Annotated in this window: 10 protein-coding genes and 1 tRNA gene; 3 read left to right on the top strand and 8 right to left on the bottom strand. The window is 60.4% G+C overall.

The features are described 5' to 3' along the window. Window positions 1–1,024: calcium-binding protein (locus JQN68_RS13845; RefSeq protein WP_283775553.1), on the top strand; the 1,024-nt coding region annotated here is incomplete at its 5' end. A gap of 145 nt (window positions 1,025–1,169) precedes the next feature. On the opposite strand, the gene JQN68_RS13840 is transcribed toward JQN68_RS13845, so the two are convergent. Further along, entirely contained in the window at window positions 1,170–2,399 is a 1,230-nt protein-coding gene (locus JQN68_RS13840) for an FprA family A-type flavoprotein (RefSeq protein WP_225073653.1), read from the bottom strand. A 251-nt stretch (window positions 2,400–2,650) separates the two neighbouring features. Here JQN68_RS13840 and JQN68_RS13835 point away from each other — a divergent pair, with 251 nt between their 5' ends. After that, window positions 2,651–2,989 (top strand): 4a-hydroxytetrahydrobiopterin dehydratase, encoded by a 339-nt coding sequence (locus tag JQN68_RS13835; RefSeq protein WP_225073654.1) that lies wholly within the window; start codon window positions 2,651–2,653, stop codon window positions 2,987–2,989. A gap of 15 nt (window positions 2,990–3,004) precedes the next feature. Here the strand turns inward: JQN68_RS13835 and JQN68_RS13830 are convergent, their stop codons facing one another. The 5 genes from JQN68_RS13830 to JQN68_RS13810 all read right to left on the bottom strand — a co-directional run bounded on the left by JQN68_RS13830 (window position 3,005) and on the right by JQN68_RS13810 (window position 9,661). After that, window positions 3,005–4,168, bottom strand: a complete 1,164-nt coding sequence (locus tag JQN68_RS13830) for an HD-GYP domain-containing protein (protein WP_225073655.1) — start codon at window positions 4,166–4,168, stop codon at window positions 3,005–3,007. After that, on the bottom strand, window positions 4,165–6,315 hold the full coding sequence (locus JQN68_RS13825) for a HEAT repeat domain-containing protein (RefSeq protein ID WP_225073656.1): 2,151 nt from the start codon (window positions 6,313–6,315) through the stop codon (window positions 4,165–4,167). The genes JQN68_RS13830 and JQN68_RS13825 overlap by 4 nt, the downstream gene beginning before the upstream one ends. Before the next feature lie 40 nt (window positions 6,316–6,355). Continuing rightward, window positions 6,356–8,266 carry a selenocysteine-specific translation elongation factor gene (gene selB, locus JQN68_RS13820; RefSeq protein WP_225073657.1) on the bottom strand — a complete coding sequence of 637 codons (1,911 nt, stop codon included), beginning with the start codon at window positions 8,264–8,266 and terminating at the stop codon, window positions 6,356–6,358. A 211-nt stretch (window positions 8,267–8,477) separates the two neighbouring features. Continuing rightward, a tRNA-Sec gene (locus JQN68_RS13815) sits at window positions 8,478–8,575 on the bottom strand. A 186-nt stretch (window positions 8,576–8,761) separates the two neighbouring features. Further along, a complete protein-coding gene (locus JQN68_RS13810; RefSeq protein ID WP_225073658.1) occupies window positions 8,762–9,661 on the bottom strand; it encodes a selenium metabolism-associated LysR family transcriptional regulator in 900 nt (299 codons plus the stop codon). A 161-nt stretch (window positions 9,662–9,822) separates the two neighbouring features. Between JQN68_RS13810 and fdhD the strand changes: the two genes are divergently transcribed. Further along, on the top strand, window positions 9,823–10,596 hold the full coding sequence (gene fdhD, locus JQN68_RS13805; RefSeq protein WP_225073659.1) for a formate dehydrogenase accessory sulfurtransferase FdhD: 774 nt from the start codon (window positions 9,823–9,825) through the stop codon (window positions 10,594–10,596). Here the strand turns inward: fdhD and JQN68_RS13800 are convergent. After that, window positions 10,580–11,155, bottom strand: coding sequence for a nucleotidyl transferase family protein (locus tag JQN68_RS13800; protein ID WP_225073660.1), 576 nt, complete (start codon window positions 11,153–11,155; stop codon window positions 10,580–10,582). The genes fdhD and JQN68_RS13800 overlap by 17 nt on opposite strands. A gap of 75 nt (window positions 11,156–11,230) precedes the next feature. Further along, the coding region (locus JQN68_RS13795; RefSeq protein WP_225073661.1) for an alkaline phosphatase family protein at window positions 11,231–12,297 on the bottom strand (1,067 nt) is incomplete at its 5' end.

Genomic DNA, 12,297 nt, shown 5'->3' with positions numbered 1-12,297 from the left:
CGACGACAAACTCTATGGCGAGGACGGCGACGACATCCTGGTCGGCGGAGCCGGCAACGATGTCCTCTACGGCGGGCGCGGCAATGATCGCTATCTCTTCGACAAGGGCGATGGCCACGATGTGATCTACGACTACGACACTACCGCCGGCAACACGGACAGCGTCGTGTTCGGCCCGGGTATCAGCGTCGACGACCTGCAGCTTTTCAAACAGGGCAGCGACCTCTTCATCCGCATCAACGGCGGCAGCGACTCCCTGACCATTCAGCGCTGGTTCGATTCTCGTGTTTACGCCATCGAAAAATTCGAGTTCGCCGACGGTACCATCCTGACTGCGACCCAAATGGAAAACCGAGGCATCACCCTGCTGGGCGGTGACCAGGACGACAAGCTCTACGGCTCCCAACTCAGCGCAACCCCCGACACCCTCTTTGGAGGCGCCGGCAACGACACCCTGTACGGCTACGGCGGCGACGACACCCTGTACGGCGAAGCCGGCAATGATACGCTGTATGGCGGCGCCGGCAACGATGTCCTTTACGGCGGCGATGGCGACGACAAACTCTATGGCGAGGACGGCGACGACATCCTGGTCGGCGGAGCCGGCAACGATGTCCTCAACGGCGGACGCGGCAATGATCGCTATCTGTTCGACAAGGGCTGGGGACAGGACACCGTCTACGATTACGACACCACCACGGGAAACATGGACACACTGGTCTTTGGCGAGGGCATCGCTCCGGACGATCTCATCTTCTCCCGCTCGGGCAACGATCTAATCATCCGCCGAAATGGCAGCGAGGATCAGATTACCGTGCAAAGATGGTATTCAGGATGGCAATATCAGACAGAAATCCTGGAGGCAGTAGATGGCATGCAACTGCTGAACAGCCAAGTGGAACAGTTGATTCAGGCCATGGCCTCCTTCAGCACTGAGTCCGGCCTCACTTGGGAACAGGCATTGCTGGATCGCCCCGACGATGTCCAGGCCCTCGTGACGGCCCATTGGAAAACGGCCGCATAAACTGTTTTGTTTTTTTATCAAGTCAAAAGGGCAGGCCCTGAACGGAAAATTCAGGACCTGCCCTTTTTTCGCCATGTCAACGCAAGACTTGTCAGAAAACAGATGCCGAGCCCTGACAATGCATACCCAATCTCACGCCTGCAAATCATGCCAAGGCCGCCGCCTTGACCTGCCGCGCCAATTCCCGGGCGCGACGGCGGATCAGCTCCAACTCCTCCGCAGCCGGCGCGCCGCGAAACTCCACCGGTTCCAGAAACTGCCAGTGCATTTTTTGGCGCGCGACGATTTCTTCCAGTTCCCGCTGGGCGCCGCCGGACCAGCCGAAACTGCCGACCCGCAAGGCCAGCTTGTTTCTGACCTGCTTGCGACCCAGTTCGTCGAGCACCGCCGCCATGGGAGGAAACATCTGGTACTCGTAGGTGGGCATGGCCAGAGCGATGCCCGTCGACTCCCAGGCCGAGGCCAGGATGGTGCCGATGTGGGTCTGAGGTACCTGGTGGACGGCAGACTCCACCCCTTCGGCGGCCAGACCCTCCAGCAGGGGCGCCACCGTTTTTTCCGTATTGCCGTACATGCTGCCCCACAGCAGCGTAACCTTGGGTTTCGCCGGCCCCTTGCCGTAGCCCGCCAAGCGCTCGTAGAGGTCGATGATGAATTCGGGATTGCGCCGCCAGACCGGACCGTGGCCCGGCGCGATGATGCGCACCGGCAGCTTCCGAACCTTGGCGATGGCGGCCAGCGTCGGTTGGGAAAAGCGGGCGACAATGTTGGCATAGTAGCGCAGCGCCTCTTTCTCGAAAAACCGCAACTGCATTTCATCGAGCTGTTCGTCGTAGGGGGCGCCGTTGATGGCGCCGAAAGTGCCAAAGGCATCGCAGCTGAACAGGGTACCGGTGGCGGGCTCGAAGGTCACCATGGTATCCGGCCAGTGGACATTGGGAATCTCCTCGAAGACCAGTTGCCGACCGCCGCCCAAATCGACGCTGTCGCCCGATTTCACCACCCGGAACGGTACCTCCAGATCATAAAAAGCCTTGGCCAGTTCCAGCCCGCGGGCCGTGATCAGCACTTCGAAATCGCCGGTCAGGGCCGAGAAGGAGCGCAGCCAGCCGGTGTGGTCCGGTTCGGTGTGGTTGATGATGACATAGCGGATATCGGAAACATTCATTCCGACCTCGTCCAGCTGCGCATATAGGGTTTCAGGCACCCCGTCCCAATCGCAGACGCCATCGATGATGGCCGCCTGCTCGCCCTTGACCAGATAGGAATTCATGGAAGCACCATGGGGCAGAAGCCACATCCCCTCGAACAGGATTTCCGATCCGATGTTGGCGGAAAGACGGAAAATTCCGTCGGCAACCCGGGAAGCGTTCATGCGGTCCTCCTTTTCATCACGTCACGCCCGGACGGCGTCTCTTGGGTTTTTGGGAACATTCTCCCATTATTTCCGACACATCCGCAAGGATCAAATCACCGCCGGCGACCCGCACCTCGTCCGCGGTCGGTTGCAAAGCGCCGGATCTTGCATATAGTTGGTTTTCATCCGGAGTTTTGGGATGAACCATGGCAGGCACCTTTGCAGGCAAGGGAATTTGGCAAGCCGGGCTTCGGCAGAAGGAGTTCAAGGTGGAACAATTAACGGAACAGCAATGCGAGGTCTGCCGGATCGGGGCCCCGCTGGCGACAGCGGAGGAAATCGCGGGTTTCAAGCCGCAGATCCCGGAATGGCAGGTAGTGACCGTCGATGGCGTACAACGTTTGAGCCGTACCTTTATCTGGCGCAACTTCGCCGAGGCCCTGGCCTTTACCAACCGGGTTGGCACCCTGGCCGAAGCCGAGGGACATCATCCCCTGCTGATCACCGAGTGGGGCAAAGTGACGGTGCAGTGGTGGACCCATAAAATCAAGGGCCTGCACCGCAACGACCTGATCATGGCCGCCAAGACCGATGCCCTGATGGAATGACCCCCGCCATGCCTTTCAAACCGCTTGCGGCGGCGCTCCCATGGCGGCATCGAGCAGCTGGAGGAAATTCGCCGTCAGCTGCGGATGAACCGTGCTGCCCGCCATGCCTTGCAGCATCGCAGCACATTGCGCGGCGGGTTTCGCGGCCTGATAGGGACGTTTTGTGCGCAGGGCATCATAAATATCGGCAATGGTGGTCATCTGACTGCACAGATGCTGACGCCATCGATTGTGCACCACCGGATAGCCGCTGAAATCATAACGCATATGGTGCTCAAACGCGGCCACTACAGCCAGTTGCGGGACACCGGGGCTGTTTAGCAGACGTCTTGCCCCCTGGGCGGGATGCTGTCGCATGATATCCCATTCCCTGTCATCGAGTTTGCCGGGTTTGGACAAAATATCCAGAGGCACGGACAGCTTGCCGATATCGTGCAGCAGGGCGGCAATACCGATGTCGTGCAGCAACTGACCCTGGATGCCGAGATTCATGGCCTGAGCCAAATTGAGCAAACAGACATTCAGGCCATGGGTAAAGGTATATTCATCCATGGCTCGAATCGGCATCAGGGACAGCAGCGCAGGCACTTCGCGAGAAAAAGCCTGAATGAAACCGGCCACGATTTCCGTCAAACCGGCCACGCGAATGGTTTTTTGTCGGGCAAACCCTGCAAACATTTCCGCCAGGCGATGGCGGCTCATCTCCTTCAAGGTTGCCAGCCGTGTATCAACCTCCCCAGGGTTCCCATAGTTGACGCCGCTTGCCTGCGGGGGCACAGCGGACTCTGCCAGGGTTTCGAAAGCCAGGTGCCGTCCTTGCGGCAGAGGGGTCTGAGGCAGGTTTTTCCGTGCCAGGAAAACGACCAACTCCACCAATTCAGCGGCATCCACGCCTTGCCTGACGAGGAGCCGGTTGATCTGCCGTCTTTCCAGAAGTTGCGCCAGTTTTTGTTCGTGCAACCCCTGCGACAAGGGGAAATTGTCGAACAGAATTTCGCCCTCAACCATCATCAGGGATAGCATTTGCCGTTCCCGCAGCAGATACGCGAAGCAGTTGCGGGCGGCAATGCACAACCGCTGTACTTGCGGATGGTCAGGACGGTACAGGCCGGCATTGGCGACCGCTGTCACCAGATGCCGGATGGCATTGTGCAATTCTGCCAGAGTCTCCGCGTTCATACCCTTGCAGCCTCCAGATGCCGGGCCGCCCGCCGCCGCATCTCGGCCAGATCCGGCCGCAGACGCCCGGCCAGGCGCCGATAAATGGGCAGAACCTCATCTAGTGGATAGCTGGTGAGACTTTCCAAAATCTTCCGTTGCAGAATCCGGTATCGGCGCGGGTGGCGGACACTGAAGCCGCAGAGAAGCTGCTCCAACTCCGGAAGGGCTTCCGGCCTGCCGAGTTGGCCCAGAGCCGTCACCGCGGCCAGTTGCACCAACAAACCCTCTTTGGTCAGGGGGGCGAGATGAAGCAGTTGTAAAAGCCTTTCCCGCACCCGAACATCCCGGGAATAGCGCGCCAAACCGATGGCCCAAAGCGGCGGCAGGGCGCCACTCCCCTCAAGCTCTTGGAGAAGAGCCGGATCGGCATGTTGATCCTTGCAGAAAAAGGCGGTTTTCAAGACTTCCTGGCGAACAGACTCGTGGGGGTGGCGAAACAGCGGCTCCAGAAGGGTCACGATCTGAGGATCCTGCAGGCCGCGCAGCAATACCACCAGGTTACGCACGAGTTGCCAGCGGTCGTCGGACAATCGCGCGGCCACTTCCTGACGAATTTCCGGTCCCATTTCGGCCAACAGCGCCAGATACTGCTGTCGCAGGGCCCGATCCGGTTCTTCGGCCAGTTGGTCCAGCAACAGCGGCGCAAAAGGCGGCCCGATGACGCGAATCAAATGCAAGATGTCTTGACGTTTTTCCTTGAACCACAAAGGAATACTGCCAATGATTTCTCGCAGAAATCCATGCCTGGCGAAAATGCCATCCTGTTTGTGGCGGGCGACCTCCTCCCCATCCGTCAATTGCCGGTACAGGTCGATGAGGGCGGCAAAGTCCCCGGTGGCGATAAAATGCTGAACAAAAGGCTGTAGATGAACCGTCAGATCTTCGCAGTCGGTGCCATCGGGGTCATGCTGCAGCAAGTAACTGACTATGGCGCACAGGCGGTGTTCCAGGGCTTGTTCATGGATCTCGGCCAGAAGTTCTGCAACCGTGTCTGCGGGCAGGACCGGCGGCGCACCAGGTGACGGCAGTCCGCCCAAAACCATCTGGTAATCTTCCGGAACAAAGTCGGCGGCCTGATGTTCCGCAAAGACCAGTTTCAGCCGCTCCTCTGCTTCCGCATCCGACAGGTGCCCGCCGCCCTGACCGGGCAGGGGGAAGCCTGCCCCATCGGCGGGCAACTTGCTCAAAACCTGCAGAATAAAGGACGAGACCGGGACCTGCCGGGCGTTGAGATCATCAAGGGCATCCATCAACATGGCTCCGGGAAAACGGCTGAGTAGCCGGCCGGCACTTTCTTCATGCACGGTCAGGGCAAAAAAGGTGCTGGAAAGAAACTGGCGCCGCAGTGGCGTATGCAGGGCACCGATAAAATCCCTGAACCTGTCGAGCATTTCGTCATGCTGGCCACGGGAGAGCTGTTCCCGGTCGAGGCCGCGCAAAAAAGTGATGATGGCCTGGTCGTAATCAGCCATACTCGCGACCTCGTCGCCGGGTTGGGCCTCACTCACCTGCCCCGCCAACCCTCGGGGCGAATTCAAATCCGCCAATACGCCGGGGGCGAAGCCCTCTGCATCGGAACCTGTCAGCATGGAGCGAACGAACTGCTCCCAAAGGCAGCCGTTAGTTTTTGCGGATTCTTCCGGATGGCCGGTCGGCGTGACTGCGCGGGTTGCAAACCGGCTGTCATCGAGAAGGGTTATGGAGAGGTGCTGCAGGCCGGCCTGAAGCATCGCTTCGGCAATGCCGCCGCGGGTCAGCAACTCTTCCGGCTTACATGCCAGCAAACTGCTGAATTGGCACAATTCTTCGGCGCTCAGGCCGTATTGGAGGGTTTGGGAGATGATGCCGTGGGCAAACAAGGCCTGCGCATATTCGCGATAGACCGGGTTTTTCGGATCCAGCGGGGCCCCACCCAGCATGAGGCGGTCCCGGGCGACGCCGATGGTAACCTGCGAGGCGGAGATTTTGAGATTTTCCAGGATCTTAATGGTTCGCTCGGCCGAGGCCCGCACCACCTGGTGGCCTGGCGGATAGGCACCCACTTGTCGACGCACGATGTTCAACTGATAAACCAGATTGGACAGCAGCTTGGTGTCCAATGGCATCGCACGCGTTTCGTTGGCCGTATCCGGACCCATGCAATCGCTACCTCTTACGCAATACCCGCTTGTCTCCAACCCTGAGGGTCACCTTAACCTGGTCAAAATATTCTAACAGAGGAATCATGAATTTGCGGGACAGGCCTGTCAGTTCCCGTAACTGCGGCGGAGTAATCTCGCCCGCTTCGTGAAGGAACGCCACCAGCTTCTCCTGCAGGGCCTGCAAAGGCTGGGGAGCGTAGAAGACATCGGCCTTGACTTTCATCACCCGGCCCTCGCGGGCCAGGAGATTCAGGTTTTCCAGCACATGTTTTTCGTCGCTGCCCACCAACCCGGCCAATTCCTTGATGCCGGGCGGCTCCTCGCCGCCGGCCTGCAAAGCGTTTTCCAATTCGGCCAACAACCCCGCCTGACCGGCACCGGCGGCGGCCCGGTGTCCCGGTATCTTCACCAGGTCCCGATCGACCACGACTTTCCCCTCCTTCTCCAGAGCAGTGAGTACCGCAGGGAAGAAACGCAGATCGCTGCGCTTGGGGATATGCGCCTTCAGTTCTTCCTTGCCGATGCCTTCCTTGAGGAGATTGTCCCGCAAATAGCCTTCCAGGCCGGTCAGCAGCAGGGATTTGAGGCTATGGAAGGACTCTTGGGCCAGAAAGGTCCGCGGCTCCCGCGCCGCCTGCACCAGCAGGCCTTGGGAGAGCAGATTGGCCAGGGCGGCCTCGGCCCGTTTGGCCGGCAGACCGCTGCGAATGATCAGTTCCTCCAGGGTCAAGCCGGAGAGCAGGCTCTGTTGGGTCAGCAGCAGCAACTTGTCCGCATCCGCGCCTTCACCGAGGGCATCGAGCAACTCCCGGGCCTGGGCGGAACGGCGCCGGCGCCGCGGGGGCGCCGGATCGAGCACCACCCCGCCGCCGACGGTAATCTGGGGCGAGTAGCTGCGCAGAATGAAGAAATCGCCAGGCAGCAGCAGCACCGGGCTTTTCAGGCGCAGCTGGACGAAGGCACTCGCTCCGGGCGCCAGGGTATCCCCCTCGAGCAGGATCGCCTGGGCCGAGACTTCGTAGGTGGCCGAATGCAAGCGCAGGGTGGCGCGATGCTTCAACTCCCGCGGCGCCGAGGCGAGGAAGTCCAGGCGGGCGTCGACGGTACGGGTGGTGCGAAACACGCCGCGCGGCACGATGACGTCGCCGCGGGCCATGTCGGCATAATCGATGCCCTGCAGGTTGACCGCCACCCGCTGGCCGGCCTCGGCCTGTTCCGACTTGCGGCCGTGGGTCTGGATGCTGCGTACCCGCGAGGTCAGGCCGGAAGGCAGCACTTCGACTTCATCGCCGACCCGCAACGCGCCGGACAGCAGGGTACCGGTGACCACCGTGCCGAAGCCGGCAACGGTGAAAACCCGGTCGACAGGCAGCCGAAAGGGACCGTCCACGGATTTCTCGTGCACTTCCGCCGCCAACTGTCCGAGGGTCGTTTTGAGATCCTCAAGACCGACGCCGGTTTTGGAAGAGAGGGGCACAATCGGCGCCTCTTCCAGAAAACTGCCGGCCAGGTAGTCGCGCACCTCTTCGGTGACCAGGTGCAGCCAATCTTCGTCCACCATATCGCACTTGGTGAGGGCGACCAGGCCCTTGCGCACCCCCAGCAACTGGCAAATCTCCAGATGCTCGCGGGTCTGGGGCATGACCCCCTCGTCGGCGGCAATCACCAGCATGACCAGGTCCATGCCGCCGACGCCGGCGACCATGGCCCGGACGAAGCGTTCATGGCCGGGCACATCGACGATCCCGAACTGGATATCGCCCGGCAGCTCCAGGTGGGCGAAGCCGAGCTCGATGGTGATGCCCCGCTCCTTTTCCTCCTTCAGGCGGTCCGTGTCGATGCCGGTCAAAGCCCTGACCAAGGAGGTCTTGCCGTGATCGATATGGCCGGCGGTACCGAGTATGAGATGCTTCATGGCAGACCCTTTTCATCACCGACACCATGGCAGGCATCCCAAAGGGAGAACCACCATGGTTCGGAAAAGATGGATGCAACGGAATCGAATACAGGATACGTAGCGGGGGGCTGGGCGGTCATCGGTCGCGGGGCACGGTACTTCCTGCGCCCCCCGGTTGCAGCAGAAGATGGATCGGACGCACTACCCTGACTACAATCAGAGCATAAAATGGCGGAAGCGCATGGGAATCGAACCCACCTGGGAAGTTTCTCACCCCCCACACCGGTTTTGAAGACCGGGCGGCCCACCAGCGACCGACGCGCTTCCATGAGTGCCTTGCCCAGGGGACCATGGAGTGCCATCCCCTTTCCGGCAACATATTTATAAAATGAATGGCCTTTTGTGATTTGCTAAAGGAATTGCGATACTAGCCCATACAGGCGATTATTGCAACCACTTATGCCTGCCTTGCCGGCAGCTTGCCCCGCAGCAAACTTGCCGCTCCCATTGACTTTATTCAGCCTGAAACCAGTGTAGGATGGTGTCGACAAAGGCCTTGGCCGCCGGCGCCAACTCCCGGCCCCAGAGGGTTACCAGGTAGAAATGACGCCAGACGTCCAACCCTCGAATCCGGACGACGGCCATTTCCCCCCGCTCGCATTCGCGCTTCACCGAAAGCTCGGACAGAAAAGAAACGCCGCCACCGTTCAGGATGGCCTGCTTGACGGCCTCGTTGCTGCCGAGGCACATGGCGATCTTCAGGTGTTGAGGTGAAAAACCGGCCTTGACCAGTTCCTCCCGCAGGGTTCGGTCCGTGCCCGACCCCGGCTCACGAAAGATCAGCGGTTCGGTAATCAGTTCTTCCGGAAGAATGAATTCCTTGCCGCTCCAGGGATGGCCGGCGGGAACCACCAGGGAGATCTTGTCCAGCGCCAGGGGCTTGTAGACGATTTTCTTTTCCGTGAACCGGGTGCCGACCAGGGCGAATTCCACCTCTTCCCGCTTCAGGCGCTCAAGGGTTTCGCGGCTGTCGCCCTGCAGCAGGGTGATGATGACGCCGGGATGCTTGTCCCGAAAGGCCGGGATGCATTCCGGAATCATGTAGCAAGCCGGGATGTTGCTGCCCCCGACCTTCAATTCCACCTCCGACAGGCCCCGGAAGCGAGTGAGGGCGGTGCCGACGTCCCGGGCTTCCTCCACCACCCGCCGGGCATGAACCAGCAGCAACTTCCCCGCCTCGGTGAGAAGGGCACCCTTGCCGGTACGGTCGAGCAGTTTCAGGTCATACTCTTTTTCCAGGGACAGGATATGCTGGCTGACGGTCGACTGGGTCAGGAAGGTCAATTCGGCAGCCCGGGAAAAGCTGCCGCTCTCGGCAACAGCTATGAACACTTCCAGCTGTTTCAGATTCATCGATACATCCCCGACATCACTTGATTGCTCTGGCCGAACTCTTAAGAAAGCTCCTCCGAAAGCTGGTAATGAACATTTTCATTCCCCTGTGGGTGTGTTACCATTTGTTGCTAAATTTTTCAACATTGCTTTACAACAACACCATTAAAAGCGAGCCGATTATGACCCTGCAGGATGTTGCCATGCACCAATATGCCTCTACCAAATTTACCGACACCGGATCAGAGCCGGCCTTTGACGAAGTCATGGTGGAAAAAACCATCACTCTGTATCTCAACGGCAACCGCCTCACCTCCATCGTCACGACACCAGGATTTGGCAAGGAGCTTGCGGTCGGCTTTTTGATTACAGAGGGTCTCATTCGCAGCCTGAAGGACCTCGAGGAAATCCGGGAAATGGACGATCGCGTGGAGCTTCGCGCCGGTATCGCCCAAGATTCCGAACTGGAGTATGAACTGCGTTCCTCCGGCGGCCTTGGATTGCGGCGCAGCATTTGCGACGCGGAGGTGTTCGTCCCGGTCGCCCAGAACTTTTCCATTGGGGTTCTGCTGGCCAGTCTGAAATATCTGGATGACGAAACGCAGAAAAAAACCGGCGGCGCGCACACCGCAACCCTGGTCGGGGCCGACGGAACCTTGCGCTACAAGGCGGTGGATATCGGACGGCATAACGCCGTCGACAAGGTGGTCGGCCAGGCCGTCCTCCATGGCGACGATCTTTCACGTATGTTTCTGATTTCCTCGGGCCGACAACCGGCCGGCATGGTCATGAAGGCGGCCCGGGCCGGCATCCCCCTGATCATTTCCAAGGCGGCCCCCATCAGTTCTGGCATTGACTGTGCCCGGCAGACCAACGTCACCCTTTGCTGCTACGCAACCCGTGAAAAAACCAAGGCTTTTTCGTCACCAGACCGGATCATCATCGGCAGCCCATAGACCGCAGGCGAGCGGGAATGTCCCACTCTTTCATCAATCGTGCGACGGCGGGCGGCACCAGCTCTTCCCACCCCTCATCCCGAGCCATGCGCCGCCGGATGTCCGTGGAACTAAGGCCCTTCTGCTCCTTGGGCACTTCGCGCAACAGATGGGTCGCCAGGTTGAGGGAGCGGAAGTATTCCAGCTTGCGCTGCCCCCACTCGTCGTAGATGGAGAGAAAAAACAGGGCATCGAGGGGCACGTAGTAACGGTAGCGATCCGGCAGGTTGATGGGAAAGGGCACCACGGAAAAATTGGCCGCCGGGATGCCGGCCTCTTCAAGGACCGCCCGCACCATCAGGTAGCGTTCGAAATAGGTCAGGGGATTGCCGGTCGGACTGCTCCGTTTCGGATCAGCGGCTTCATCCCGGGTCAGGAAAGGATCGGGATTGGTGATGCCTACCACCAGGTGTCGGCAAAGCGCCATGCCCGCCAGCAGATAGCTGAGATGATCGTTGTGAAGCACCTGGAAACGGCCGTGTATCACCCCGATTTCGGCCTGTTGCGACGGCTCGGTCATACGATTTTCCTCGGTCTTTTCCGAAGGGCGGCAATGCCTTGACCCCGGTCATCATCAGTCCACACCATGGACCCCTCAAGGTTCCGTCAGGGGCGTGGCCGGGCCCGGCGTAAAGGGCTGATCGTCGGGCGCGTCCATGAGCCCCCACAGCTTGCCCCGATCCAGAAAATTCAGCACCAGGTACATGAGTTCCCGGCCGCGCACCAAGCTTAACCCACCGGCGGCGCAACTCACCTCGTCGAACCTGTCCACGGCATCGCGGCGGACATATTTGCCGGCCATGGTCAGGGGCACGGTCTCCCCGGTATGGATCATGGTTCCCGAACAGGCTGTTGAGTGATCGGCGGTAACGATGAACAGCACCTGCTCATCGGACAGGATCTCGTCGACGGCATAGGCCAGGGCCGTATCGAGTTCCTCGATGACCTTTTGCTTGAACCGGGGGTCCCCCTTGTGTCCGGCCTCGTCCGTGACCTTGGTGTGAACATGTATGAAATCATAGTCCCGCGCCCGGTGCGCCAGTTCCAGGCGTTCGCGCAGATCCCGACCTGGGCTTGCCGTATCCCCCACCTTGCGGGTTTCCATGCCGACGACCCGCCCCAGGCCGTGATAGATGGCGCCGGCGGCGATGAGCAGGCCCCGCAGGCCCCACCGTTCCTGAAAGGAGGGCAGCTTTGCCAACATGCCGGCCCGCTGGGTGCCGACGGCGTTGATGGCCGGCAATCCGGCCGCCAGGCGCTCGCCGTTGAGGGGGTGTGCCGTCAGGGTCCGATGGCTCCAGCGCAGATAATCGTTGAGAAACCGGGCGGTGGCGAGGGTTTGCCGATCCCCGGCCATGGCGCGCAGGGGCAGAATCTCCATGAGGGAGCGGCCCTCGATGATGGGATTGGAATCCGTGATCGCCTTGGAGACCTCGCCCCGCAGGCGCAGGATGCCGCCGATGCCGCGCGTCGGCAGAAATTCGGCCTCTCTACCGTCATGACAAAAGTGCCGGATGGCCTCCTGCAGCACCCGGCAATGTTCCGGGTCCACATCCGGATCCTCGTGGCGCAACACCAGCCCATCGCCTTCCCTGACGACGCCAAAGATGCGCGCCAGCAGGGCCACGTCCCCGTCCCGGATGTCCAGCCCCTCCCCCAGGG

The organism is Desulfuromonas sp. CSMB_57, assembly GCF_020194955.2.
In the GTDB taxonomy this organism is placed as follows: Bacteria; Desulfobacterota; Desulfuromonadia; order Desulfuromonadales; family Syntrophotaleaceae; genus JAFCIY02.
This window is presented reverse-complemented; position numbering and strand designations above follow the sequence as displayed.

Coding starts and splice junctions, on each gene's coding strand:
- JQN68_RS13810 (WP_225073658.1), bottom strand. CDS start 9,661: ATGAATCTGAAACAGCTGGAAGTGTTCATAGCTGTTGCCGAGAGCGGC.
- JQN68_RS13830 (WP_225073655.1), bottom strand. CDS start 4,168: ATGAACGCGGAGACTCTGGCAGAATTGCACAATGCCATCCGGCATCTG.
- fdhD (WP_225073659.1), top strand. CDS start 9,823: ATGACCCTGCAGGATGTTGCCATGCACCAATATGCCTCTACCAAATTT.
- JQN68_RS13840 (WP_225073653.1), bottom strand. CDS start 2,399: ATGAACGCTTCCCGGGTTGCCGACGGAATTTTCCGTCTTTCCGCCAAC.
- selB (WP_225073657.1), bottom strand. CDS start 8,266: ATGAAGCATCTCATACTCGGTACCGCCGGCCATATCGATCACGGCAAG.
- JQN68_RS13825 (WP_225073656.1), bottom strand. CDS start 6,315: ATGCCATTGGACACCAAGCTGCTGTCCAATCTGGTTTATCAGTTGAAC.
- JQN68_RS13800 (WP_225073660.1), bottom strand. CDS start 11,155: ATGACCGAGCCGTCGCAACAGGCCGAAATCGGGGTGATACACGGCCGT.